The 26,149-nt window shown below is 53.2% G+C and carries 25 protein-coding genes and 1 pseudogene; 12 read left to right on the top strand and 14 right to left on the bottom strand.

Going from position 1 to position 26,149, the window contains the following annotated elements; genetic code table 11:
* Positions 1-120: 120 nt before the first annotated feature.
* The 3 genes from ACR0DK_RS19935 to ACR0DK_RS19925 are packed head-to-tail and all read right to left on the bottom strand — an operon-like array spanning position 121 to position 3,398.
* Positions 121-951: a CpsD/CapB family tyrosine-protein kinase gene (locus ACR0DK_RS19935; RefSeq protein WP_170399530.1), complete on the bottom strand. Its 831-nt coding sequence runs from the start codon at positions 949-951 to the stop codon at positions 121-123.
* 30 nt (positions 952-981) lie between these two features.
* Positions 982-2,520 (bottom strand): GumC family protein, encoded by a 1,539-nt coding sequence (locus ACR0DK_RS19930; protein WP_170399527.1) that lies wholly within the window; start codon positions 2,518-2,520, stop codon positions 982-984.
* Positions 2,517-3,398 carry an ExeA family protein gene (locus ACR0DK_RS19925; protein ID WP_170567779.1) on the bottom strand — a complete coding sequence of 294 codons (882 nt, stop codon included), beginning with the start codon at positions 3,396-3,398 and terminating at the stop codon, positions 2,517-2,519. The genes ACR0DK_RS19930 and ACR0DK_RS19925 overlap by 4 nt, the downstream gene beginning before the upstream one ends.
* Positions 3,399-3,662: 264 nt before the next feature.
* On the opposite strand from ACR0DK_RS19925, the pseudogene ACR0DK_RS19920 reads away from it, so the two are divergent.
* A pseudogene (locus ACR0DK_RS19920) lies at positions 3,663-3,837 on the top strand (IS3 family transposase); the annotation flags it as partial.
* A gap of 183 nt (positions 3,838-4,020) precedes the next feature.
* Here the strand turns inward: ACR0DK_RS19920 and rfbA are convergent.
* From rfbA to ACR0DK_RS19895, 5 genes are all read right to left on the bottom strand, one after another.
* Positions 4,021-4,890: a glucose-1-phosphate thymidylyltransferase RfbA gene (rfbA, locus tag ACR0DK_RS19915; RefSeq protein WP_223118741.1), complete on the bottom strand. Its 870-nt coding sequence runs from the start codon at positions 4,888-4,890 to the stop codon at positions 4,021-4,023.
* Positions 4,891-5,769: a dTDP-4-dehydrorhamnose reductase gene (rfbD, locus tag ACR0DK_RS19910; RefSeq protein WP_170399792.1), complete on the bottom strand. Its 879-nt coding sequence runs from the start codon at positions 5,767-5,769 to the stop codon at positions 4,891-4,893.
* Entirely contained in the window at positions 5,766-6,806 is a 1,041-nt protein-coding gene (gene rfbB, locus ACR0DK_RS19905; protein WP_170408827.1) for a dTDP-glucose 4,6-dehydratase, read from the bottom strand. Before rfbB ends, rfbD begins: the two co-directional genes overlap by 4 nt.
* The gene (gene rfbC / locus ACR0DK_RS19900; protein WP_170399786.1) at positions 6,803-7,372 is read right to left on the bottom strand and encodes a dTDP-4-dehydrorhamnose 3,5-epimerase; all 570 of its coding nucleotides are present in this window, start codon (positions 7,370-7,372) and stop codon (positions 6,803-6,805) included. Before rfbC ends, rfbB begins: the two co-directional genes overlap by 4 nt.
* A 211-nt stretch (positions 7,373-7,583) precedes the next feature.
* Positions 7,584-8,429 (bottom strand): WecB/TagA/CpsF family glycosyltransferase, encoded by an 846-nt coding sequence (locus ACR0DK_RS19895; RefSeq protein ID WP_255612276.1) that lies wholly within the window; start codon positions 8,427-8,429, stop codon positions 7,584-7,586.
* Between the two features lie 113 nt (positions 8,430-8,542).
* Between ACR0DK_RS19895 and ACR0DK_RS19890 the strand changes: the two genes are divergently transcribed.
* From ACR0DK_RS19890 to galE, 3 genes are all read left to right on the top strand, one after another.
* A complete protein-coding gene (locus ACR0DK_RS19890) occupies positions 8,543-8,713 on the top strand; it encodes an integrase core domain-containing protein (protein WP_480737789.1) in 171 nt (56 codons plus the stop codon).
* A gap of 168 nt (positions 8,714-8,881) precedes the next feature.
* Positions 8,882-9,655 (top strand): 4'-phosphopantetheinyl transferase family protein, encoded by a 774-nt coding sequence (locus tag ACR0DK_RS19885; RefSeq protein WP_223118729.1) that lies wholly within the window; start codon positions 8,882-8,884, stop codon positions 9,653-9,655.
* A 318-nt stretch (positions 9,656-9,973) separates the two neighbouring features.
* On the top strand, positions 9,974-10,987 hold the full coding sequence (gene galE / locus ACR0DK_RS19880; RefSeq protein ID WP_170598672.1) for a UDP-glucose 4-epimerase GalE: 1,014 nt from the start codon (positions 9,974-9,976) through the stop codon (positions 10,985-10,987).
* Here the strand turns inward: galE and ACR0DK_RS19875 are convergent.
* From ACR0DK_RS19875 to ACR0DK_RS19865, 3 genes are all read right to left on the bottom strand, one after another.
* Entirely contained in the window at positions 10,984-11,154 is a 171-nt protein-coding gene (locus ACR0DK_RS19875) for a hypothetical protein (RefSeq protein WP_480459938.1), read from the bottom strand. The two genes, galE and ACR0DK_RS19875, sit on opposite strands and share 4 nt — an antisense overlap.
* Positions 11,155-11,234: 80 nt before the next feature.
* Positions 11,235-12,491, bottom strand: a complete 1,257-nt coding sequence (locus ACR0DK_RS19870; protein WP_170399773.1) for a hypothetical protein — start codon at positions 12,489-12,491, stop codon at positions 11,235-11,237.
* Between the two features lie 176 nt (positions 12,492-12,667).
* Positions 12,668-13,264, bottom strand: coding sequence for a polysaccharide biosynthesis/export family protein (locus tag ACR0DK_RS19865; protein ID WP_170399770.1), 597 nt, complete (start codon positions 13,262-13,264; stop codon positions 12,668-12,670).
* A gap of 365 nt (positions 13,265-13,629) precedes the next feature.
* Between ACR0DK_RS19865 and ACR0DK_RS19860 the strand changes: the two genes are divergently transcribed.
* Positions 13,630-14,688: a tyrosine-type recombinase/integrase gene (locus tag ACR0DK_RS19860; protein WP_170399766.1), complete on the top strand. Its 1,059-nt coding sequence runs from the start codon at positions 13,630-13,632 to the stop codon at positions 14,686-14,688.
* Between the two features lie 200 nt (positions 14,689-14,888).
* Here ACR0DK_RS19860 and ACR0DK_RS19855 read toward each other — a convergent pair whose 3' ends face one another.
* Both ACR0DK_RS19855 and ACR0DK_RS19850 read right to left on the bottom strand, forming a co-directional pair.
* The gene (locus tag ACR0DK_RS19855) at positions 14,889-15,413 is read right to left on the bottom strand and encodes an isopropylmalate isomerase (RefSeq protein ID WP_480737786.1); all 525 of its coding nucleotides are present in this window, start codon (positions 15,411-15,413) and stop codon (positions 14,889-14,891) included.
* A 183-nt stretch (positions 15,414-15,596) separates the two neighbouring features.
* Entirely contained in the window at positions 15,597-16,613 is a 1,017-nt protein-coding gene (locus ACR0DK_RS19850) for a replication initiator protein A (RefSeq protein WP_170567832.1), read from the bottom strand.
* A gap of 466 nt (positions 16,614-17,079) precedes the next feature.
* Between ACR0DK_RS19850 and ACR0DK_RS19845 the strand changes: the two genes are divergently transcribed.
* The 6 genes from ACR0DK_RS19845 to ACR0DK_RS19820 all read left to right on the top strand — a co-directional run bounded on the left by ACR0DK_RS19845 (position 17,080) and on the right by ACR0DK_RS19820 (position 23,250).
* Entirely contained in the window at positions 17,080-18,465 is a 1,386-nt protein-coding gene (locus ACR0DK_RS19845) for an AAA family ATPase (protein WP_170399758.1), read from the top strand.
* A gap of 19 nt (positions 18,466-18,484) precedes the next feature.
* Positions 18,485-19,468, top strand: a complete 984-nt coding sequence (locus tag ACR0DK_RS19840; protein ID WP_170598663.1) for a ParB/RepB/Spo0J family partition protein — start codon at positions 18,485-18,487, stop codon at positions 19,466-19,468.
* 421 nt (positions 19,469-19,889) lie between these two features.
* Complete coding sequence (gene rffA, locus ACR0DK_RS19835; protein ID WP_223118731.1) at positions 19,890-21,032, top strand: dTDP-4-amino-4,6-dideoxygalactose transaminase; 1,143 nt, start codon at positions 19,890-19,892, stop codon at positions 21,030-21,032.
* Complete coding sequence (locus tag ACR0DK_RS19830; protein ID WP_170399752.1) at positions 21,029-22,021, top strand: glycosyltransferase family 2 protein; 993 nt, start codon at positions 21,029-21,031, stop codon at positions 22,019-22,021. The genes rffA and ACR0DK_RS19830 overlap by 4 nt, the downstream gene beginning before the upstream one ends.
* Positions 22,014-22,400, top strand: a complete 387-nt coding sequence (locus ACR0DK_RS19825; protein WP_170598660.1) for a GtrA family protein — start codon at positions 22,014-22,016, stop codon at positions 22,398-22,400. Before ACR0DK_RS19830 ends, ACR0DK_RS19825 begins: the two co-directional genes overlap by 8 nt.
* Positions 22,381-23,250, top strand: a complete 870-nt coding sequence (locus tag ACR0DK_RS19820; protein WP_170399746.1) for an acyltransferase — start codon at positions 22,381-22,383, stop codon at positions 23,248-23,250. Before ACR0DK_RS19825 ends, ACR0DK_RS19820 begins: the two co-directional genes overlap by 20 nt.
* On the opposite strand, the gene ACR0DK_RS19815 is transcribed toward ACR0DK_RS19820, so the two are convergent.
* Entirely contained in the window at positions 23,243-24,745 is a 1,503-nt protein-coding gene (locus ACR0DK_RS19815; protein WP_170399743.1) for a hypothetical protein, read from the bottom strand. The two genes, ACR0DK_RS19820 and ACR0DK_RS19815, sit on opposite strands and share 8 nt — an antisense overlap.
* A 763-nt stretch (positions 24,746-25,508) precedes the next feature.
* On the opposite strand from ACR0DK_RS19815, the gene ACR0DK_RS19810 reads away from it, so the two are divergent.
* On the top strand, positions 25,509-26,149 hold a 641-nt coding region (locus tag ACR0DK_RS19810), incomplete at its 3' end, for a PA14 domain-containing protein (RefSeq protein WP_480737778.1).

Raw genomic sequence — 26,149 nt, 5'->3', positions numbered from 1 at the left:
TTGGTCCTAATCATGGTCGCCTATTCGGTTCTGCAGTCTTTTGTATGTTAAACTGCTCTATGTAGGAGCGTTTGCCTTCAGGGCTTCACTGTTCCTGTCAAACCCTGCCTCTGCCAAACATCAGCTCAGATCGCTGTCAGAGAGTGTGCCACGGCGGCAGCCATTTAATGCCACTCCCAAGACATTGGTATTGGCGGCAACCTCGATTTCAGTCCGATCAAGCTTTTTGAACTTGGTATATTCCGCCCGTGCCACGATCAAAGCGCAATCGACATTTTTGAGGAACGCCAAAGCTTTGTCAGAAGAAAGGGCTGAGGGTAGATCGAAGATCATGATGTCGGGAGCATAGTCGCGTTGGATGTCATCGAGAAACTCAGCTGTGCGGTCCATCATCAGAAAACGCGTGGGGTCTTTTTCGGGATGAGGTGAAATCGACACAGCCACATTGTCTGTCACCCGCACCGCCTGTTTTTCAAAGGCGATCATATCCGTGAGCACTTCCGGCAGACCATAGCGCATCTTGAGATCGAAAAACTCATGCACCGAGGGTGAGCCAAGATCGAGATCAAACAACATTGTGCGCGAACTTGTATGCCGTCCCAGACCCAGTGCAAGATTGCAGGCCAACGTGGTCTTGCCACAAGATGGTTCCGGCGAAGTGATCGCCAGACGCGACCAGCCGTTTTGCTCCATCTGAAGAATAATCTTGGTGCGTAGAAGGTCAAAAGGGGTGGCATCACTGTTTGCCTCGCCCGCGATGATCCGGTGCTGTCGCAGCACCGCAGGCGACAGGTCAAAGCGGGGCAATGCCTCCCAGATGGTTTCTGTCGTATTAGATTTGGAAGGCTTGCGCACGTGTTGATCTCGCAGAACGGGACCTGGGCGTACGGTCTCGGTAGCCTCATGGCGTGCGGCGCGCGCCTTCGCGAGAGCGGCCTGCAATTTTTCCATCCAGCTTTACCCTTCTAACCGTGGCGTCTTTCAAGCCAGGCCCATCTGGACCAGAACCCGGTTCACCAATATCTCGAGCGGCACATATTCAGTATGTACGTAATAAAGCGCCGCTGGCACAGCTACTATCACAATAGCCAAAGCACTCAGCCTAAGCAGGCGCCGCCGCCATTTCTCTCCCCGGCTTTCCAGATAGGGGATGACGCCAATGGGCACGATTTCAAACCGGGACTGCAACTCTGCAGGATGGCGCACCCGCTGATTGAGCAGTTCAAGAAGCATGAAATATGCCAGCGCCAATGCGCCACCAACAGCGCCTCCCATCACCGCGATTTTTTTGCGTGCCGGCCCAGACGGTTCCTGCGGTACGCTGGCGCCTTCGATGAGGCTAATACGCTCGCCTTGCGCATTGATTTCTATTCGCTCTGCCATGCGAGCTTGGTTAAGATTGCCCAACACTGAGTTGTAGCGGGTTCGGGCGCTTTCGAGATCTTGTTCGAGACGCTCCAGCGTAATCGAATTGGTGGCCGTGGCGGCAATTGCGCGACTTAGTCGCTCCAATTCTTCGTTCACGCGCACAATCTCCAGATCGATCTCTTCGATGCGTGAATCCATTTCTGCCAGTGTGATGTCGAGAAACGTCGGCTCTGCCTCCGTCCCCTCCTGCCAATCCCCGGGATCCCCTCCGGAGATTGCGAGTTCTAACTGCTCAATCTGTCTGCGCAGTTGAACAACCCGCGGATTGGAATCGGAATAAACGGTCAAATCCTCCGCCAGTTGAAGCTCGAGTTGCTGCAGGCGCTGCTCTTCTGGCGAAAGTTCTCGTCGCGTATCGGAACCAAGCCGCCCGGTTGCTTCAAAAACGGCGATCATCTCACTTCGCTGACTAACAATGGAAGCCCGGTCCTGCTCAAGCCGACCAAGCCTCTCCTGCAATGTGGATTGGCGATCTTGCCGATAGCTGAGATCTTCTGGAAGAGCGTCGACATTTTCATTCTTGAAGGCGATGATCCGACTGGATTCTTCTTCTATTTCTCCAGCAAGCCGCGCGGCCTCCTGTTCAAAGAAAGACAAAGTGTTTTCTGTCCGCTCGCGTCGGAAAGAACTATTCGCCTCCAGCACAAGGGTCACATAATCATTAACGACATCTGCCGCGATTTGGGCGTCTCTGGCATCAAATTGGATGGCCATCAGGGAGGCTTGACCGCGCCCACCACTGCGAAGGATTCTGGTACTGTCCCGCATCGCCTGCACAATTCGGTCGGGCGTCATTGCAGCCATGCCTTCGAAGACCTGATGTCTCTGGGCGATATCAATGAGATTGGCCCGTGTCATCAGCTGTTCTTCTATCAACTGCAACTGCTCGGCCACTTCGGTTCGGATCGTAGATACCACCATTTCATCGGGGATTTGCGGCGGATCCACCTGCAATCGTGCTGAGGACATGTATGTCGGCGGCAATTGCAAGGCTGTGACAACCCCAAGCCCGGAGCAGATCAGAAACAGCGCCATCATGACCGGCAGGCGCCGCTTGAAGAGAGACCAGTAAAATCGAAATGGCAGGTTCATTTGGCAGATTTTCCAGTCAAGACGTAATGATCCGCCAATGACACAGGCGCAGCTACTGTCTTCAGGATCACGCCATCGGCGATCAATTCCTCGATCGTTGCCTCATCGACACGCGCCTGATCAGCGCTGGCAGCATAGACCAGCGCCAAATCGCAAATCTTGTTGATCATCCGCGGCACCCCACCGCTATAGTCATAAATCTTGTTCAGAGCGGCTTCAGTGAACTCCTGGCCGCTGCCCCCGACATGCCGAAGGCGGGAAATGATGTAGTCACAGCTGGATACTGCATCCATGGCCCCCAGATGATAGCTGACAGAGACGCGCTGTGCGAATTGGCTGAACTCTGGCTGCGAAATCATGTCACGCAGTTCCGGCTGGCCAATCAGGATCAGTTGCAACAATTCGTCTTTGCTGGAATTGACATTGGTGAGCATGCGCAACTCCTCCAATGTCTCTTCGGAAAGGTTTTGCGCTTCATCAAGGATCAACAGGACCGATCGACCATCTGCATATTGCCCCAGCAGGAAATCGACAAATTGTTGGTAAAGCTCCACATAGTCGGCATTAGTGTCGTACGGCAAGTCAAAGGCGTTGAGCACCCAGCGTAAAAGCTCGCCGCGCCCGCCCTGCCCATTGGAGATGAGCCCCACCACCACATCATTGTCGATGCGCTCCAGCAGCGCATAAAGCGACGTGGTCTTTCCCGCGCCAACCTCACCTGTCAGCAAAGTAATCGGTGCGCGCGTCACCAATCCGTATTCCAGCACCGAGAACGCACGCTTGTGGCCTTTGGACCAGAACATGAAATCCGGATCTGGTGGCAGCGCAAACGGACGCTCCCGAAACTGGAAATGTTGGAGATAAAGATCCGCTTTCAAGATACTGATCCAAATATTCTGGTCCGTTGGCCGGGCACGATATTCCGGTTCGAGCCCAATGCATACAATATTCTCGTCCAACGGACTATAACGGCCCTTTTGACACGTTTAAGATAAAGCACTTGGAGCTCGGATTAAATGGGTAGGGTTATTCGAAACAGAGTGTTTCCGATGGGCCATGTCTGACGTCAGCACCAATGGGACAGTTGAAGGTGATTTGATTAGAGAGGGTTTCTGGCTCATCGTAACCGCCAAGGAGTGGAGATGAGAAAGCAACCCGGAACCAAGCTGAGCCACGGTGAGAAGGTCGTAAAGGACATTCGCCGTGCGACCCGCAAACAGTATTCCGCAGAAGAAAAGATCAGGCCTTTCCGGATGGCCGGAAGGGTGAGGATAGCATGCCGAGTTCTGCCGCTGTGAAAGCATTGCACAGAGCCTCTAATACAGCTGGTCCAAAGAGCTCCTGGAGGCGAACACTGCAATACAGACAACCCGTAAACGGCAATCACTAACATGCTGTGTTCATAGAGTGAATCCCCAAGTTTGTGCAACAAAGCCATAGATTTTGTAAACGTGTTAAACGAGAACAACAATTTAAACCAATCGAGATACTTCACATATATCAATTCAGAAGTAGTTTTAGATACTTACCATAAGTAGACTTAGCAAACAGCCGGGACCGTTCTTCAAGCGCTTCATCATCAATCCAGCCGTTAGCCCAGGCGATCTCATCCAGGCTGCCGGTCTGCATCCCTTGCCGGTCTGTAAGTGTGCGCACGAAGTTTCCCGCATCCAGCAGCGACCCATGTGTACCGGTATCCAACCAGGCAAAGCCACGGCCCATGGTCTGAACATTTAGCAAGCCTTCGTTCAGATACATCTCCAGCAGGGACGTGATTTCCAGCTCGCCCCGCTCGGACGGTTGGACCTGACGGGCACGGGCAGGGGCATCGCCGTCAAGGAAATAGAGCCCGGTCACCGCGTAGTTTGAGGGTGGTACTTTCGGCTTCTCGATGATGCCGCGTACTTTCTGACCCTCGAAATCAACCACACCATAACGTTCGGGGTCGGCAACGCGATAGGCGAACACAGATCCACCACGCTCTTGTAGATCTGCTTCGCGCAGCAAATCCGGCAGGCCGTGGCCGAAGAAGATATTGTCACCCAGGATCATCGCGGACGGGGCACCTGCAAGGAAATCCTCTGCCAAAGTATAAGCCTGCGCCAGACCGTCAGGCGAAGGCTGAGTGATCCAGGTAAGCGACAGGCCGTACTGACTGCCGTCACCCAACAGACGCTGAAACTGATCCTGATCCTGTGGTGTTGTGATGATCGCGATCTCGCGGATCTGCGACAGCATGAGCACGCTCAGCGGGTAGAAGATCATCGGCTTGTCATAGATCGGCAGCAACTGTTTTGAGACCGCCATTGTGATCGGATACAGCCGAGTACCCGAACCGCCAGCCAGAATGATACCTTTGCGTTGCATGATCTATCCTTTCAAGGCAGGGCTATCTGCAACCTTCAGATCGGCCAGCACCTGCGCCAATCCGGCTTTCCAGTCAGGCCGCCCAAGCCCGTAAATGTCATTGAGCCGCGAACACTCCAGCCGTGAATTCAGCGGTCTGGGGGCCGGGGTCGAGTAATCTGTTGTCGGAATATCGGTGATCTGGGTTGCCAGCCCCGCCTGCGAGACAATTTCGCGCGCGAAACCGGCCCAGCTGACATCGGGTGTCCCGGAATAGTGAAACAGCCCGCCTTCGGCCTGCCGTCCGGTTTTGGCTATGGCCAGCAGCGTCTTGGCAATATCAGCTGCCGGTGTCGGCCCCCCGATCTGATCCGCCACGATGGTCAGCGTGTCACGGGTCTCGGCCAGCCTCAGGATGGTTTTGACAAAGTTGTGTCCGTGGGCCGAAAACACCCAACTTGTCCTTAGGATCGCATACCACCCACCCGCTTGGGAAATCTGGTGTTCTCCCACCAGCTTGGTCTGGCCATAAGAACCCAAAGGGTCTGTCGGGTCCTGCGTGGTGCGGGGCATATCCCCCGCCCCGTCAAACACATAGTCGGTTGAGATGTGTAGGAAGGGCAAATCACGCTCTGCTGCGGCGCGCGCCATAGCCCCCGGTGTATCCCCGTTGATCACCCGGGCTAGCTGGGGCTCATCCTCGGCCTTGTCGACCGCCGTGTAAGCTGCGGCGTTTATGATCACATCCGCATCCGTGCTTCGGATAGCGTCAACACAGCTCTGCGGATCAGACAGGTCCGCTTGGGAGCGGTCCAGCGCCTCGACCGAGATGCCGTGCGTCGGCGCGCGTCGGCGCAGTTCCGTAGCAACCTGCCCGCTATGGCCGAAGACCAGTGCCTTCATTCGGCCACCCCGAGCCGCTCTCCCACGCCGCTGCGGTTCTGCAGAGCAGCCAGCCATGCGCCGTTGTCCAGATACCACTGAACCGTCTGTTCCAACCCGGTTTCAGGTGTGTAAGAGGGGCGCCAGTTCAACTCGTTCCGAATACGGGCTGGGTCGATGGCATAGCGACGATCATGACCGGGGCGGTCAGTGACAAAGGTGATCAGATCGGCGTAGGGCGTTTTGCCCGGCTTCAACCGATCGAGTATCGCGCAGAGCATTTTGACCAAATCGAGATTGGTCATCTCGTTCTCACCGCCAATATTGTAGCTGCGGCCCAGCTCACCTTTTTCCAGCACCAACAGCAGTGCCTCAGCATGGTCTTCGACATGCAGCCAGTCGCGGATGTTGTCCCCTGCCCCATAGATCGGGATGGGTTTGCCAGCCAGCGCGTTCAGGATCACCACCGGGATGAGTTTTTCCGGAAACTGATAGGGGCCGTAATTGTTCGAGCAATTGGTCAGAACCACCGGCAGGCCATAGGTTTCGCGCCAGGCCCGGACAAGGTGGTCGGACCCGGCCTTCGAGGCCGAATAAGGCGAATTGGGCTGATAGGGGCTGTCTTCGGTGAAAAACCCGGTCTTGCCCAAAGATCCGAACACTTCATCGGTTGAGATATGATGAAAGCGGAAGCTCTCGGGCTTGCCGGCACCGATCCAATAGGCGCGCGCGGCTTCCAACAGGACATAGGTGCCGGTGATGTTGGTGTCGATAAAGGCCGCAGGACCATCGATCGAGCGGTCGACATGGCTTTCGGCGGCCAGATGCATGATTACATCCGGCTGGTGCCTGTTCAAGATCGCCGCCATCGCCCCCGCATCCCGGATGTCAGCCTGCTCGAATGCGTATTCAGGCACATCCGCAACGGAAGCGATATTCTCCAGACAGGCCGCATAGGTCAAAGCATCGATATTGACGACCGCATGGCCTTCAGCAATTGCGCGGCGGATGACAGCAGAGCCAATAAAACCGGCACCGCCCGTGACCATAATTTTCATTCACCATCCTCAATCACAAACGGAGTATCTATATTTCGCAAAAATGGAGCTGCTTTATCTTTATCTGACAATTGCGGTTCGGCTAGGTCCAGCGGCCAATTAATTCCAATATCGGGATCATCCCACCGAATGGCGCCTTCTGTTTCCGGAGCGTAGGTGTCGGAGCATTTATAGATGATCTCGGTCTCCGGCTCTAATGTCATGAAGCCATGAGCAAACCCGGCGGGCACCAGCAACATTCGACCGTTTTCAAAACTGAGTTCTGCGCCGACCCAATCGCCGAAGGTGGGAGAACCTTTGCGGATGTCTACGGCGACGTCAAAAAAGCGTCCGCGCCCACAGCGAACCAGCTTGGCCTGCGCTCTTGGAGGCGCTTGGAAATGCAGGCCACGTATTGTGCCAACAGCACCGGAAAGCGAGTGGTTATCCTGAACGAAGACCGTATCGATGCCCGCATCGGTAAAACTGTTCACGTTGTAGGTTTCTTCGAAGAACCCGCGATGATCACCAAACCGTCTGGGCGTGATCAGGATCACCTCTGGGATTGCAAGAGGTACCAATTTCATCGTCACAAATGTCTTATTCCACTATGTGGCATTGTCACACTCATAGGTCATGTCATAGCTGTTCGTGCATGTCCACTGAGGTTATCCCCGAGAGACACAGGAGATAGTGTTCGATGCGCACGACAAGGCGTTCGCTTTCTTCGGTGGGCCCTGTGCGTGGGGCATTTACGATAGTCCGGGGCGGTCGCCGAAATGCCAGATGGATCGCTTGTCAATTCTGTCTCCCAATCCGTCGCGCCTCGCGCACCAACCCCGGTAAAATCAGAATACATTGCCAATAGCGCCCAGCTAGGCGCTTTGGGTTCCTCAGCATACGCCATACCCATTCTAGCGCCAGTGTCCTTACCCATTTGGGTGCACGAGTCTGGCTACCCGCGATGAAATCAAGCCCAGCACCGATTGAGACAAATCCGCAGCCAGGAGCATGCCTGCGCCCTTCAATCGCCAATTGTTCCTGCTTGGGCGCCCCCAAAGCCAGAAAGCACAGTTGCGCTCCGGACTGTCGTATTGCTTCAAGATAGGAAACAGCCTTCACCCCCTGGGGATCAAACCCAAAAGGGGGCGCAATCTGTTCAACCACACGCAATCCTGGGTATTGGATAGTCAATCTCTGTGCCGCCCGATCAAGTGTTTCAGGTGTGGCTCCCAAAAACGCCACAGGTACATTATCGCGAGCGGCCATTTCGGCCAGAGGCTCTATCAACTCGGATCCCGGCATCAGATCAACCTCCCGCCCCGCCATCCGCGAGAGCCACACGATCGGGTTTCCATCTGCTACAATATGACTATGCGCTTTATAAGATTGGAAGAAGTCAGGGTTGCCACGCATCTTCACAATGTGGTCGAGGTTCAATGTCGCCAGTGCAAACCCCTGACTTCTTTGCCAGTGCTCCTGGATGCTTTTGAACAATCCAGCCCGATCAGGGAAGTTTACAAGATCCAGAACTTTGGCTGTATGCTGGATATCTGTCTCACTCATTGCCGCATCACTCATACAGGCTGCCAGTGACGGAAATAGGAACTTGGTCTCTTCCTTGATGCGTGAGTGTCCTTTCATTGTCCATAGTACTTTGCAAAAGCATCTGGCTCTTTTCGAACCGTTTGGGCAAATTCTTTCGGCTTCAGTTCAGATCTTGCTTTGTCTAGAATCTTGAACACAGATCCGGGTGTTTGATCCCAGGGTTTGATGGTGCGATCCGTTCGTTGGAAGAGAAGGAAGCCCGCGAGAAGATCACAGCCTGGAAGGAGGACTATAACCAATACGGACCCCACTTATCCCTCGGCAATCTCACGCCGCAGGAATTTGCAACGAAATCGAGACTGGAAACCAAGGCCGCATAAGGTCAGGAATCAAACGACGGATTCTCCTAAACGCTGGAGGGAAGTTGGGTCTTAGGTCATGATCTTTACCGACAAATGCTTATTAGAGCGTTCACTTTCTCCATGGCGGACCTTTTATGAATCGGGAAGCTCAAAAATGCACAATTCAATAGGGTCATTGGAAAGCTAATGGCACCCATTCTTGGAAGTGAGGGAATTCCCGGTGATCTGGCGGAATTGTCTGGTTCATTCCTCGCAGGCATTAGTAGTTACCCAATCATGCGCGCGCGTATGACATTGCTTCAATGCTGCTATGATGTCGACCGTTTTGAAGATGCTCACTATAAAACCTTGGGTGTGCGCTTTCCCGAACAGTTCAAATACGCGGTTAAAAGTCGCCGCGCAGAGTATCTTGCAGGGCGAGTTCTTGCACATGTCGGATTGTCGAGTCTTGGTATCAAGAACGTCCACATTCCGTCAGGCCGCAACCGGGAGCCGATCTGGCCTAAAAGTGCAATTGGTTCAATTACTCATTCTTATGGTCGTTGCGCAACCATACTCTCAAACAACTCGAGGGATCGCGTAGGGGTAGATATTGAACGTATAGTTGACGGTGAAACGCTCGCTGCAGTCCAAGAAGTATGCCTTTCATGCAAGGAACGAAAGCTACTGAACACACAAACTGGTTATTCGCGCCTCGAGCTGGCTACATTGATGTTTTCGGCAAAAGAAACACTTTTCAAGATGCTCTACCCGTCAGTTCGTTGCCACTTTGGTTATGAGACTGCGATGGTAAGAGAAATTCCTACAAGCGACACCATAAGTCTTTACCTAACGGAGAATCTTCGAGGCGGTTTTCGTTCAGGCTCAACCTTCGAAATACGCTTTAGTTTCCATTGTAATTTTGTGCTCACTTGGGCGACGCTAGGTGAGCCAAACCCCCAGCCGCGCTCTATTAGCTGAGAAACGACGAAACCCATCCCGACCAGCGGGGGGCATCAACTGCTCCTACCCATAGCAGACCGACCGACAACCACGATTGATCAGGCTGAAGCAATCCTCTGAGGTACAAAAGAGATTAAAAACCAGTCAATCGAGAAACCCGCATGCTGCGTCAAGGGAATGCGGCGCAGATTGAAACAGCGTCGCCCCTGATCCCACGATGCCGGCCATCCGCTCGTGCTCCAAATCATTTGATGGCTAACACGATTGCGTTGGTATAGGGTCTCCTTTGGCTGAAAGACCGTGCAACGATAACAAGGCGACAAGGAATTAGGCGGTATGCGTGTACTGTTGACCGGCGGTGCCGGATATATTGGAAGCCATACGCTATTAAAACTGCTGCAAGATGGCATTGACGTGCTGGCGCTGGATAACTTCTCCAACAGCTCGCCTGAAGTGTTGCGCCGGGTCCAGAAACTAACCAACTCGAGCTTTGCAACTCACGTTGGCGATTATCGCGCCCCAGATGTGCTTGATGAGGTCTTTGAGAAATTTCGCCCCGACGCGGTCATTCACTTTGCGGGATTAAAAGCGGTTGGTGAGTCCAACGAAAAACCACTGACCTATTACGCGCAGAATGTTTCGGGCAGCATAAACCTGCTGGACTGCATGCAGCGGCACGGCTGCCAGAATATCGTCTTCTCATCTTCTGCCACGGTTTATGGCGAGGCGCAGTATCTTCCGTATGACGAAGATCACCCACTAAACCCCACCAATCCGTACGGTCGCACAAAATACTTTATCGAAGAGATTATCCGCGATTGGATTGCTTCACGACCGCACGCGAGTGCCGTCCTCTTGCGGTATTTTAACCCGGTTGGGGCGGATGAGTCTGGCAATATCGGAGAGGATCCGCGCGCGATCCCAAATAATCTGCTGCCCTACATCTCTCAGGTGGCAGTCGGCAGACTCAAAGAGCTCAGCATTTTTGGCAACAATTATGAAACTCGGGATGGCACGGGCGAGCGTGATTATATCCATATTGATGATCTAGCGGCAGCCCATCTTGCCGCCGTCAAATACGCTCACGAGAACCATGGATGCGAAGCCATTAATGTCGGTACCGGAACAGGAATCACTGTATTGGAAATGGTGAAAGCGTTCGAGGAAGCATCAGGCAGAGAAATCCCATTCAAAATCGCGGAAAGGCGCCAAGGTGATGTAGCACGTAGTTTTGCCGAAGTGTCCAAAGCACAAAGGTTACTTGATTGGACCGCTAAGCGTGACTTAACTGATATATGTAGAACAGCATGGAACTGGCAATCTAAAAACCCGTCGGGCTTTGAGCATTAATCACTACCTTGGGTTTTGATGTTACCTGAGAAGCAATGAGCAAATTGCCCTACCTTTCCCACACCTAGCGAACACCCCGATGGGTCCGGGGAATTTTCAGGTGGGTGTCCCGCGTTTTCAGGCACTTCCCATGCAACCTCCAGAAACTGGCGGTGCTGTGAAGCCATGATGGTGACTTCTTTGGAGGAAAGACCGAAGAACTCGACATCAAACTCTTCAAACCGACCCAAGGAGCATCAGCAACGTGTTAGGGCCGCCAGGCGAACTCTCTACCAATTGAAAAAAATGCTAAAGGGCTTGTCGCGCGGCCGAGGCCGTCTTCGTCTCGTATACGGTAGTTAAGGCCGGCATTTAAGACCCACTCGGACTCAAGCTCATAACTATAAACAGCATTCAAATCTGTCCGCTCAACGCGTGGGTCAACGATAGTATCATCGGTAAGGACTTGGGTTGCGGAAAACCCGAGACGGGAAGAGGGGCCAAGACCCAGAATATAGACGATGTCTAAGATGTACTCATCGCGAAACACGTCATCATCTGTAATAACAACATCCCGGTCAAAAAAGACACGGATTTCGTTTTCTCCGAAAACTTGAGCGTAGCTTAACGACCCGATGGGCTCAGTCTTCCCATCATTTGTATGCGCAACGCCAAGGCTTGCCAAAAAGTCCCCGCCGAGGACTTCTCTGCTACGACCAACCCTCAACCTATTGAGGCGCCCGGCTGTAGCGAGCTCAGTTTCCAAATCGAATGTTGCCGTACCGTTTGGCATATCATGTTCGATACCGAAACTGCCAATCGGGCCAGTGGTAAGCGCATCACCCTCTATGTCGCGCCGATCATCAATGTCGGTATACCCAAAGGCAAAATTGACGCGAGTTCTTGACGTGAGTTCGTGGAGTAGTCCAAGCGTTATGTCTTTGGTAGTCCGATGCCGTTGATCCGGATCATCTTCTTCAAATCGCTCCGCGCTGACATCTACGGTAGCCGTGGTTATTGGAGATAAGGCAAAGCTGACTCCCGCTCCTGCACTGATGGTACTGTTATCAGAAAGCGTTGGGCTTGTTTGATCAGTATATCTGAGTTCCTGGGCATCTACGCGGAAATAGTATCCAATCAAGTCCCGGCGACCAAAGTCCATTTGGAAGGCCAGGTTGTATTCATTGCGCGTTCCGTCGCCGGTCAGGTCAGGGAAATCGGACGGTATGCGTAGTACACCATCGTCATCGAGGAAAGTTCGCAGCGATCGCGAAAATCCGATATCGTAGCTTGAGAAATCGGCACCAAAATCTAAGCCAGCGTTGGCCCCATCACGAATGTAATCAAAATTGAAAATTGAATCGCCAATATCGAATTCATTACCTCTATTTGGCAAATCAGACCAACGCAGGGCGGTGACGGCATCCAAACTCAGGCTTTGGATTGGGGTTTCGCTGGACAGCCCGAATGACAAGATTGTCGAAGAAATCGTTCCATGGCCCTCTTCGGGGACATCAAGTGTCAAGTTTTCTCCGGATTCTATACGTTGAGCGAGGCCTAGCGTCATTTGGGGGCCACCGGGATCTAGGTCTACACCTTGAGCTCTGGCACGATTATCTGAGTTTACGACAAAACACACAGCGCCACACAACGCCGTCTGTACAAATAGCCTTTGTTTCACTGCCCCGCCCCTTTTCGGGGTTATTCGAACAAGCGCCGTTCTGGAATTACGATCACATCTCCATCGGCTAGCTTTGTCGACGCCCCTGTTCCTGTGCCATCCAGCATCGCATCATAGTTAAACTGGTACACGGTTTCTTTACCTGATTTGTCTGTACGGCGCAGCATTATCCGTTTTGTGGCGGCAAATCTAGAAAATCCACCCATCTCGCCGAAGAATTGCAGAAGTGTTGTACCACTTTCCGGTGTATGTCGCCCTGGTGATCCGGCTTCGCCTATCACAAAAACATCAATTGTTCTGCGAAATGGCTCTCGCGGCTCATTGAGTGAACCGAGCGACACAAAAACATTCGGCTGAGAGGCGAAGTTAGGAGCCAGTAGCTGCGCCAGTTCATTGCTAACCTGTTCAACGCTTCGACCTGAAGCACGCAGCGTACCCGCTAGCGGTATGTTGATCCGACCATCCGGAGGTACTAGGACTTCACGGTTCAGACTTTCATCTTCCAGCACTTCAATAAGCAGCGTATCACCTGATTGAATGCGATAACCCTGCGCCATGGCTGGTAATGCCATAGCCCCGATCACGATTGAAGCGAGCAGCACGACAATAGATTTCATATTCAGACTCTTCCATTTTGCCTTGAGCTCTTCTCGGCGATCTGCCGAATACTCAGTGACCTTTTACCGTTTCATTTTGGCCTTCTTTTGCTGGGAATTCCACGGTTTCTTCCAAATCGCATGAAATTTGTCTTTCTTTGACGTGGTTTGGTAACGATAAAAGACTTTTGAAATTTTTGCTGCTCATCAACCAATACTACCCCCGTGCTAATCTGATAAAAATAGGATAAATGTCAGCTTAGCGCGCATTATTCTAACCTTATGCTTATTATTAGGTATGTACTATAATTCATCAATCATATCCGATAAGTATCCCTTATCAGGAGTAATTGATCTTGCCGCGAAAACCGCGCAGAATGGACCACATGAAGCCCCCTGCCCCATATCTCCCGGCCGCCTCCCCTGCCCTGTCTCAAGCCGATCAAGAGGCGCTGACGGACCTCTATGTCCGCGGCACGCCTGCCAATACGCTGCGGGCTTATGAGCGCGACCTGCTCTATGTCACCGCCTGGAAGTCAGCGCGCTTCAGCACGGCGCTGGATTGGCCTGAGAGTGAGGCCACAGCCCTGGCTTTCATTCTCGATCATGCCCGCGATCTTGGCGATGCGCCCAAAGGCGACATCGCCCGGCAGGCGGCGGAAGGACTGATTGCGCAAGGACTGCGCAGATCGCTGGCCTGCCCTGCCCCGTCGACACTGGACCGGCGCATCGCCTCCTGGCTGGCCTTTCACCGGATGAAGAACCTTGCCTCACCGTTCGATGCGCCGCAGGTCAAGCAGGCCCGCGCCAAAGCGCGTCGTGCCGCTGCGCGCGCCCCAGCCCCGAAATCCGCCCATCCGATCACCCGCGATGTGCTAGAGCAGATGCTGACCACCTGCCGCGGCTCCCGCCGCGACTGTCGCGACCGGGCGATCCTGATGCTGGGCTGGGCCTCGGGCGGCCGGCGCCGGTCTGAGATCACCGGGCTGCGGCGCGAAGATGTGTCGCTGAAAGAGTTTGAGAAATCAGGCGTGGTCTGGGTCTCCCTGCTGGAAACCAAGACCACGAGCAAGGGCGAGACGCCCCGGTTGGTGCTGAAGGGCCGCGCCGCACAGGCGCTGGTGTATTGGGTCGAGGTTGGACAGATCGAGGATGGCCCCCTGTTCCGCCCGATCTCGAAAGCGGACCGGGTGCTGAAGCGCCGCCTGACCCCGGATGCGATTGCGCAGATCGTCAAGCACCGGCTGAAACTGGCCGGGCTACCGGACGACTTCGCCTCACCCCACGGGCTACGCTCGGGCTTTCTGACCCAGGCCGCGCTCGACGGCGCCCCGATCCAGGCTGCCATGCGCCTGTCGCTGCACCGCTCTCTCGCGCAGGCACAGAAATACTACGATGACGTTGACATCGTTGAAAACCCAGCGGCGGATTTGTTGGGATATTAAAGTTTCAGCGGAGAATCCGGCGATGTCATCAAGGTTTCTGCGGCTAGTGAAAGATAAGCTCACAGGATTGGTTAAGCATCGAAGCCTTAAATTTGAAGTAATAAAGTTCTACCGTATTTTTGATTGCGGCGCTTTGTTACTCATTATGGCTGCTTTTTCGCCCTGCCTCATTTCTCTTGATAATGTCCAGTAATCTTGCCTTATCGGACTCGATCAGAATTCCACCGAGGATGCAGAAGACCTGCGATCAGGATCAATACAAGACCGGACAGTTCCAGAACCCAGTTTGCCCGGATGGAATAAATCTCCATACCGATCAGCGTATCGACATGGTGAAAACCAGCCGCGCGGATTAAGATAAAGGCCAATACAACACATAGCCCCAAAAGCGCGAGCCATGTTCGTCTCAGACTTCTTCCCAACAACAGCGCCGCCGCCCAACCAATGATCAGGCAGCAGATCCCAACAGCTCCAATGAAGGCCAACTGCACCGGACGACGGTTCTCATACCAACCCTGCTCGATCGAAAGACAGCGTGCGGAAGCGGTTAGAAAAGATTGCAGGTCTAATTGCTTATTGAGCGCGAGCAGAGACAAAAGCACGGCCAATAACACCCAGAACGCTCTTTCCCGGCCCGCCAGAGCCGCAGGAAAATCCCCAACTAACGCAGTACGCAAGCTTACAACCGCCGCGACAACATAGGCAACCACTGTGAGCCAGCCCATGAGACTCGGGTCTCCAATCGTCGGCGACCAGCTTTCAAACGCACATTCCAGCATAACGCCCTTCCAAGCTCAGTCCTGTTGCCCTTTATTCCACATCTCTAAAACACAACCCTTTTCGCATGCGAAACACTAGCGCAAGCGGTTCCGAAAAATAGGGGAATTCCGAGACACCTGACCGGAAAATCACATCTCGGCAGCGCGTTTCTTTACCCACCCAAGAAAGGCAGCGTCCGCGCTTTTGAGGCGAGGTTGGCCGGAGGCGTGCCACATGGCGCGCCAGTCGGCCTCCAGCGCATAGACATCCCAGCCAGGCATCAAGCGACGGGCGGTCTCGAAAGTCTCCGGGGCAAGCGCAGCCCCTGCTCCTGCGGCCTCCTCAATCACGGCCATCGGGCGCACGCAGATCATATCCCCCGGCTCCTCGGTGAGCGTGTAATCCGGCAACCGGCCATCACGAATGATCTCGCGCACCATGGCACGGAACACTCTGCGCGGAGAGGCCGAGCCCGACTTCTTGCAGAGCACCTCTATCGAAACCCGCCATTCCGGCTGACGTCCGCAATGCTTGCGTGCCAGCTCGTAAAGACGGCGCTCCAACGGGCGGCGCAGTCGGAAATACTCTCTATTCAAGGTCAAAACCGACTTCGCCAGTACGGCACGATAGAGCCAGTCAGACAGTGTGACCGCCACGCTGACCATACGGCCGCCGCGGGTACGCCGCACAATTTCCCAGCGTTCGATCAGACCGAACCCAGTGGTGACTTCGAGCGGATCATCCTTGGGACCCGTGGCGATATTGGTGGTGATGCGTGTGCCTGCCAAGCGCTCAAAGGCATCGCGCAGCCGTCGGTAGCCATCCCCGGAGGTTTCCCGCCCCGTCGCCAGCAGCAGGTCATGAGCGGTCAGCGTGAGTGTACGCGCCGTCGGTTTGCCTGCATTGAGCGCGGCCACCAACTGCGAGATACAAAAGATCAGGATATCTGCATCAAAGATCGTAGCGCGCCCTTTGACGGATGGCGTGACCACAACCTCCACATCATTGTGCCGGTATTCGAGTATGCGCCGATCTGGACGCGTCGAGAGGGAAAAGAGCGGATGCTCCATCGAAGCGAGATCATGTTTGGGCACCGCTGCAAAGAAATCGCAAACGAAAAAGTCCTCAGGTCCCGCCCCGCCGCCGGTCGCAATACCTGCATTCATCAGAAGGCTCCGATCCGCAATGCGGTCGGTAGAAAATATGTCATGGCTCTGCTCGATCCCACCGCGCTTGTCCCGATCAGGCTGCCCGGCTTTCGGTGTTTCATTAACACCCGACCCTAGGGGAGGGGTTCGATTCTGTCCACAGGGCCACTGTTCAGATCGTGGCTTCAGAGTCGCTCAAACGTGGGATCAGAATCACTCTATCGTGGCTTCAGAGTCACTTGAAGACAAAGAGGTGCCTAAAATATATTCAATATCAATATGTTACCGAAGACATAGATATTCTGTAACTATATAATAACTAAAAATTAACAAGCTTAAGGGACCAAACCAGCAAATCACCAAACCTTTTCACATTAAGGCAAATCTCTGAAATTACTTAGAAAGAGTCGGAAGGGGCATATGTTTTCTTGCATGTACCATGATTTTTGATATTCTGGAAAAAACGTGATACATGGAGAGGCTTATGAGCAGAGCAGACCTCCCGCCCTATTTCAACATCTCTCCCGATGCAGCTTTGTCATCATTGCAAAATTCTGTGTCTACTCAAGACTTCAGAGAGATTGCGGAAGCCTGTCTAAAGGGGCGCACAGATCTTGCAAGCCGAGGGCTGGATGCAACAGGGGCCAAGAACTTGCGCCTGTTCTCCACGTGGGAAATCACCAAATATCTGATCCCCGTAGCTCCCGCTCATTTCCGTCGTGTGTTGCGCACTCATCCTGACTTGCCACAGGGGCGCTCTGAGACAGAGGGTGGCGCGAAGTGGTTTACCTTTGATGAGGTCTTGCGGTTGCGGGCGCATTTTGGTGCGGAAGGATCTAAGGCCAAAGAATATCTGCCTTATCGTCCGGAGAGCCTGCCCGCCAAGATTGCGGCCGTGGCCAATTTCAAAGGCGGGGTTGGCAAGACTTCAACGGCAGCGCATCTCGCAATGTCTGCCGCGCTCGACGGCTACAAGGTGCTGGTGATTGATCTCGACAGCCAGGGGTCGATGACGTCAATTCTTAACGGACAAGTTGAAGACGAATGGCAGACGGTCTTCCCACTGATCGCGCGGCATTATGCGATGCATTTGCGCAGCGAAAACCAGCGGCGGCTGGACCGAGGCGAAGCTCCCTTGCCACTTGATGAAACACTGACAGAAGCACTGGACATCAGCTCGGTGGATCTCATCCGCCCCACCCATTGGCCCAACATTGATCTGATCGGTGCGCAGTTGAACCTCTACTGGTCCGAATTCCAAATACCCGTCTGGCGTCTTGCCGCTCGCAGCTGGAAGCTTTGGGATGCTCTCACCGAGGCGCTGGAAGCCGATGGCGTGCTGGATCAGTATGATCTCATCGTGCTCGATACGCCCCCCGCCCTTGGCTATCTGACAATTAACGGCCTGGCGGCAGCGGATATCCTGATCGTGCCCACCGGCGCCTCCTTCGTGGAGTTTGACAGCACGGGGCGGTTTTTTGACATGATGCACTCTGCTTTTGAGTCCATTGAAGAAGGTGAAAACATGGCCGCACGGGCGCTTGGGCGTGCCGAGCTAAGATTTGAGTGGGATGCGGTGCAGACTGTGATCACCCGTTACGATGCCTCGCAACAGGCCGAGATGGCAGGGCTCATGCAGGCCTATCTCGGGCGGCGCCTGTCTCCCTTCCGGCAAGATTACACTGCTCTGATTGGTCAGACGGGCGAGCAGGTGCATGGTATCTATGAGGCTGATTACCGCGACTTTAACCGCGACACCTATGCCCGCGGACGGGCAACCTTCGATGAGACCTATGCCGCATTCAAGCAACTTCTCATCGGAGCATGGCGCCGTGATGAACTGGCGCAGGCGACATCGGCGGCTGAGTAACCAGACAGGGAGACAGAGCATGGCCAAACGCAGACGATTGGAACCGGCCAACCCTGAGAATGTGTCTCCGGCACAGGAGATCAGGACCCATGGAGCGGCCCTTGGCGCACCCGGACGTGCGCCGATCGCCCATGTGACGCGCGAGGCCGCAGGGCAGGGTGCTTTTGAAGAGGTTGCTGAGGCAATGCGCGCTGCCCGCGAAGAGGGGCGCTTGATCCAGTCTCTGCCAGTGGATGACATCAAGGTGGATCATCTGCTGCGCGATCGGATCGTGTTGGACCCTGATGAAATGGCGGCCCTTCAGGCCAGCCTGGCGGCGCGTGGGCAGCAAACACCCATTGAAGTCGTGGCGCTGCCGGATGGCGGATATGGCCTGATCTCGGGTCTGCGCCGGCTGGAAGCGCTAAAAGCTCTAAAGCAGGGCTCTGTGCTGGCGCTGATCCGGGCTCCAGAGAGCGCCGATGCCGCTTATGTCGCGATGGTCGAAGAAAACGAGATCCGCGCCAACCTGTCGTTCTACGAACGCGCCCGTGTGGCCTCGGAGGCCGCACGCATCGGCGTCTATGCTTCAGGGGAAGCTGCCGTCCAAGGACTCTTTGCCCATGCCAGCGCGTCTAAGCGGTCCAAAATCCTTGCGTTCATGCGTCTGCACAACGCTCTGGGCACACATCTGCGCTTCCCGGCGGCCATCCCCGAGAAACTCGGACTCGCTCTGGTCAAAACCATCGAAACAACGCCAGAGTTCGGAAAACGCCTCACTGACAGTTTGCGCAAGACACCGGCCGTGGACTCGATATCCGAACGCCGCGCGCTGGAACGCGCGCTGGCGAAAGTGTCAAACGGGCAGGGCGTGCGCTCTGCGCAAACTAAAACGCGCGGTGAAGAAGTTGCCAAAGGGGTTTACCTGGAAGCCAAACGAGGGCGGATCGTGTTGCAAGGGCAGGGGCTGGACGCTGGACTGGTGGAAGATCTGCGTAAGTGGCTCGCTAAACGGCGTGCCTAACACATTTTCAGAAAATGCGTGGCGCGCACCAACACTAGAGGAGCATTTGAGACGTTTCAGCCCAAAGGGTCTCGAAGTGCTTATGTTTCCACAGCTCAGCATACAATTTCCCTTATTTACAGTCTGATAGAACGTTCGCTTTCGCATGCGAAAAAAGGAGTTAGCTCCAATCGAGATCCTTGTATCTGAAGTGTGTTCGTCGACAATAAGAAGGCAGCCCTAAGCAATGCCGAGAATGGCTTCGTCGAAATTTCCACATCAATACAATGTTGCCGGAATTTAGTGCCTAGCCATGAGCTACGAAAAACAAGGTTTGGATGGACGAGCTATCAACGGTAAACAGAGGCCAATGCAAAAGACATTCACTTTGCGTAGTATTATAATAAAGTTACTATCTGAAAACAATTTTTAGAAGATAAAGATGAACGAAATAGATGTCCCATTCAACAAACCGAGTCTTGTTGGAAATGAAATAAAATATGTCCGGGATGCCGTGCGACGGGGGCAATTGGCTGGTGACGGAACATACACTGAGCGCTGTTGCAATTTGCTCAAGGCGCAGTTGGGTGCGCCAAGTGTACTACTGACACATTCTTGCACGGCTGCACTTGAAATGGCGGCGATGCTTTGTGATTTGGCGCCAGGAGATGAGGTCATAATGCCCTCTTTCACCTTTGTCTCAACAGCCAATGCGGTTGTCCTGCGCGGTGCCACGCCTGTTTTTGTAGATATTGATGTGTCGACCCTCTGCATGGCCCCCGATGCAGTTGAAGCGGCAATCACAGAGAAGACGCGGGCTATCTTTGCAGTGCATTATGCTGGGTTTCCGGCGGACATAGAGCGTCTCGTTACGTTAGCAAAGGCTCATGATCTGTTTTTGGTTGAAGATGCTGCCCAAGCGTTTGGGTCAACCTATAATGGTCAGCAAGCAGGGACTTTCGGTGACGCTGCCACCTTCAGTTTTCATGAGACCAAGAACGTCATCAGTGGCGAAGGAGGTGCGTTGGTTATCAATCGTCCAGACTGGGTGGAGCGTGCCGAGATTATCCGAGAAAAGGGGACCAACCGGTCGCAGTTCTTTCGCGGTGCTGTCGACAAATATACTTGGGTGGATGTTGGGTCTTCCTATCTGCCGGGAGAATTAATAGCGGCCTTTTTGCTCGCGCAAATAGAAACGCAGGACGCCATCCGAACGCGGCGATTATCGGTCTTTGACACTTATTTCGAGGCATTTGAGGCGCAGGTGGCGCAAAGACAGATCAGATTGCCCGATACGCCTCTAAATTGCGAAGGCAACGGGCATATGTTTTATCTTTTGATGGACTCGCTGAACACGCGGACTGAGTTCATCAATTTTATGAGGCAGAATGGCGTGATCACGCCTTTTCACTACGTGCCACTGCACAGCTCGCCAGGGGGACAGAAATTTGGCCGTACATCAGGTGACTTACGTGTTACCAATATGATTTCGGACACTTTGGTTCGTTTGCCGATGTTCTTTGACCTTGGAAGCGACGTAGAGACGGTGATTGAGGTCGCGAATAGGGCGCTCGAAAATACATGACGAATAGCATTCAAACAGCCCATGATGCGTCGGCGACGTTGATCAGTGTCATCTCTCCAATATATGGATGCCGTAGCACGCTGACAGAGCTTGCCAAGCGCGTAGAGATGGCTTTCCAAGATGAATGTCTTGATTGGGAACTTGTGCTCGTTGATGATCGCGGCCCAGATCAACCTTGGCCGGTGATAGAAGAGCTGTCTGCAAAAGATCCACGTATCCGAGGTATCAGGTTGGCGCGCAATCATGGACAACACCTCGCGATCTGGGCGGGGCTGGAAGCTGCGCGCGGTGATTTCATCGTTGTGATTGACTGCGATTTGCAGGATGATCCCAGTGTTATCCCAGAGCTTTATCGTCTTGTGCAGCAAGATGATGTGGAAGCCGTTATTGTGGATCGGGGCACATGGTCGGACTCAAAGCTCCGGCGGATGGCATCAAACTCTTTCTATGCGCTCGTAAAGTGGCTCGCCGGGGTCAAGATCGACAATATCGGCAACTTCGGTATCTACAGCCGCCGTATGGTCAACACATTATTGCTGTTTACCGAGCAAGAGATTTTCTTGCCCATTATGGTGAGCCTCACAGGGTACCCAACGACAAAACATCAAGTCGACCGGGGTACCCGCCATGAGGGTTCCAGTTCTTATAATTTTCTCCGGCTTTTGCGCCTAGCTGTTGCGATTGTGATCCGGTTCTCTGACCGCCCTCTGAAACTGAGTGTGCTGTTGGGCGGTGCCCTAAGCGGAATGTCTGCGTTGATTTCCTTTGTCTTGCTTATGATGTGGCTGGCGGGAAGCTTCACAGTCCAGGGTTGGACCAGTACCATCTTGTCAATCTGGTTCTTATCAGGGCTGATCTTGGCCACTCTGGGAATACATGGGTTTTATCTGGGTCGTGTTTTCCGAGAGGTGCAAGGGCGCCCTCGCATCTTGATCCAGGAGACCACGGATCTTGAAGAGACTGCACTGTCTCGTGCGCGGGATGTGTGACACTGTGATCCCAAGGAGCCTTTACCGATACGGTCTTGTGGGAATAGGCTCAAATCTGGTGGTATATTGTGTTTTCGTTGTCTTGATCTGGGGCGCAGTTCCGCCCGTTTGGGCCGCTGCAATATGCTACGTATTTGGTTTGGGCATAAGCTATTTGGCCAATCGACGCTGGTCCTTTGAAAGTACCGCAGGCCACCGATCTGATTTGGTCCGTTTTCTTCTGGCCTATGGTGTTGGGTTTGTCGCTACGCTTGGATTTATCTTTGTATTGACACAGTTTCTAAGGCCCGAGGTTGCTCAGTTTCTCAACATTGGCCTAACGGCTGCAGTGATTTATAGTTGTTTAAGGCTCTTTGGGTTTGGCAAAGCAAAGTTCTAAAACTATTTCCAAGGCTGCCACGCCAGTTAACTTACAGGTGCGGGAAACAAAAAAGATCATGCTCTATACACAGAAAAACGCAGAGACACAGATCGATATTGGTAAGCAGACACGAATTGGGGAGAATGTCACTTTCGGCCCGAGCTGCAAAACCATCTCAATTGGATTTGGCTGTTTCCTGGGCCGTGATTTATACATCGATGTCGAGCACCTAACTATTGGGGATTACACAACTATCCACCATGGAGGTATCATCCATGGTATCGAAACCAGTATAGGCCACAATTGCTGGTTCGGTCATTATTGTATCATCGACTCTTTGGGTGGTCTCACGCGAATTGGGAACAACGTGGGGGCTGGGGCGCACTCGCAACTTTGGAGCCATATGAAATTTGGCGATATGCTAGCAGGTTGTCGATGGAATTCATCTGGTTCGCTTATATTGGAAGATGATGTTTGGCTCGTCGGACATTCAATTACGGGGCCCATTAAAGCTGCTAAACGCTCAATGCTGATGACCGGTAGTGTTGCTGTCAAAGATCTGGAAGAAAACCATATCTATTCCGGTTCCCCTGCCAAAGATATAACTGCCCATTTAGGACTGCAATTTGATGATCCTGATTTGGAGCAGAGGCAAAAGAATTTCGCTTCTCTTAAAGCGCAATACGCTAAAGAGACGGGCCTCAGTGTCGAGGCTTTCCTGGATGTTTCAAGTTTTGATCCGGTTACCGCAAACGTGACGCAGTTTAACTTGATGGAGAGAACTTACCGTCCTCGCTATACACAGGATGAGTACGGCTTCATGCGCTTCCTGCTCTATGATCGTGCAAAATTTGTACCAGTTAATTAGAGCCTTTTGCGCAATTGGTAAGCGCAAGCCTTTGGTGTGCATATACCTCCCAATAATTAGAAATGGTGCACACAGTGAATTTATCTGTCATTTTTGATCTGAGGATTGAGGTGGCTCCGAATGCTTCGCCACGTGCAAGAAGAATAATGTCGATATCGTCGCTCAACGCGCGATCTGGGCCGAGCTCCGGCGCGCTAGCCCGTTGCCACAGCGGGTAACCGGCAACGGGCTTGGCCAGAAGTGCGTGTTCAAAAGTAATGCCAGAATCTGCAACGACACCCCATTGAGATGGCTCACCTAATGCGCGCAAAGCGGTGATGCCGTCCGCAAGCATTTCATATTGGGTAGGACCGCTCGATTCCCCTTGCTGCTCCGGTACACTCAAATACCGCGCATAGGGTCCATGTTCGATCAGGCGTTCCGATTTTCGCGAATATCCCTCCGCCGCAGCGCCAAGCATATTCGCAACATGTGGCGTGGCAAAAGCCAGGATGAGGATGACCGAGATATATCGAATAACGGGTTCGTGTTCGGCAGAGTGTTTCCGGGCGAGTTCCGCGCATCCAATGCACAAAGCGATGAAAGTAGGCAGGGCCAACTGGCCGAGAGATCCATTGCCGCCCATGGTTGCGGTCATGCCGACGACTGTCCCTGCAAGAATAATAGCTGATGCGACTGGCACTCGTATTGTTGCGTCTTTGACACAAAGGGCAACGGCAAACAAAGTCGCGCAAAGGGCAACCGGTTGGTAAAGTGGGATTTGTACACTTTTCCTTATGAGCCCCATAATGCCGTTGCTCTCGCCCACATGAGCGAGGGCATAATCCAATGAGCCAAAGAAGCGCTGAAGGTTGGGGTCAAACACAAGTACAAACAGCCCCAATCCAATTAGCGCACCGCCTGCTGCAAACCAACGCCGCATGATCAACAGCGCAATGAAAAGACCGGGCAGAACGAGCACAAACGTGGATTTCGTCAAGCAGACAGCGCCCACCAACATGCCAGAAACACCGCCCCCAAACACCTCACGGCGTTTACGATCGTTTTTGAAGAATACAAACAACGTCACAACAAACATCGCAGCTTGCGCAAAACGATTATAAAAAAAGGAATGCGTTGAGATTACCCGGATAACCTGGTCATTAAACTCCAGTGGATATCGTGTCAGCAATAGAGTGAGAATGACTAATGCCACGCCAGAGAAACCAAGTGGCGACATATGAGTTCTCGAAAACAGAAATGCACATGCGATGAGTGCGCAACCTAAGAAAATACTATGTAGGTAAAACACTGAAGCATGAGTCCCGAACACATACATTGTCCAGCTAAGTGTTTCGGATATGAAGCCGCCGTAAAAGTGGCCAAAGTCAATAACGGGCCGAAGCCCTTCTAAAATACGCCAGGCCGCTCCAAGTATGAAAAACGTGTCAGCAAAGTGGTCTGTGTCATAAAATATCCCGACGAAAAATGAGAATACAGCGATCAGAGAGATCAAAAGAATGAGTGAGCAATTTATGACAAGAAGAAAACGGTCGAAAGAGCACCTAAATTTTAAAGTCACTTTTTAAGCCTTTGATTTTCGTTTGTATTTGTAACGTAGAGAGTGCAGCTTGTTAATCTTGTCCTGTGACCTAAAGTAGGCTGAGGAGCAAAGTCCACAGAAGGGCTTTTGGGTCTGGCCGCTACCTTTTGATCAGTTCCGCAGGAGTGATCCATTTAGATTTCTGATACGTGACCGGGATCAAGTTCACTCCGTTTCGGGGTAAGACTTCATGGGATCTTTCAGGTTTGATTCAATTGGACCGTAAATTCACCGGGCGTCAAGTTTCCGGCGCAATGGCCTTTCCAGTCACTGCTCCGTGCCCGGCATCACGCCTTGGTGGACCCGAGCCTAAACCCACTTGGCGAACGAGCCCCGACTCCCGTCCTAGGCGGCTGTTAAATGCCTGCAGATATCCGCTGATCAGCAGAATGCTGCCGACCGAAGCCCAGAACGCTTGGTCAGTAAAGAATGTCTGAATCCGACGTGCTAGGGAGAATCTCAATACCACTCACAAAGTTGGGCGCCGCCTCCGGGGCCTTTCGCAAAAAAAACACAAACAAGGCCCGAAAATGACCAACTGGTTGTAAACAAAAACCATGTTGCCAATAGGATTGTAATGAGTTCAGAACCCACAGTTCTCACTTCTTTAATTGTGACGCCTTTACGCAACTAGGAATCGTGCCACTCACTCTGACCTAGTCATTGGATCACCTATATGCCTGCATCTCAAAATCCTTCGTCTTCGCGTCTGGCAGCCTTGGAAGGCTTCCGCATGGCCTTCTTCGCGCTTGATTTCATGCCCAAGAGTTTGTCGCAGATTGATTTTTCTGCTGCAGCGGATGAAACGACGCTCACCAATGCACTGAACTACGATGGGAGCACTCAGATCTGGGAGGGCGGCCGTGAGGACGTCTTTGCCGTGCGTGCCACGACCGATTTGCATATTGAGCAGGCGGGAAGTTACACGTTCTATTTGCTATCGGATGACGGTTCCAGCCTGCGGCTCAATGGTCAGGACCTGATCGACAACGACGGGCTGCATGCGACTGAGCTACAGACCGCCACGATCGAGCTGTCGGCGGGCACCCATAGCCTTGAGGCGCTCTACTTCGAGGCCTATGGCGATGCGACCCTGATGCTCGAGTGGGCTGGCCCCGATACTGGTGGTAACCGCGTCCTGCTGACCGGGGATCATGTGGCAAGCCCTGGCGACGGAACCCCGCCCCCTGTCGATGAGACACCCGTTGACGAGACGCCTGTCGATGAGACGCCGGTGAACGAAGATCCCGTTGAGGATGATCCTGTTGATCCGACACCTGTTGATCCGACACCAGGTGATCAGGATGACAACTCGGA

The organism is Ruegeria sp. CE6 (assembly GCF_056537485.1).
Note: the sequence above shows the minus strand (reverse complement) of the source record. Positions and strands in the feature narration are given on the sequence as shown.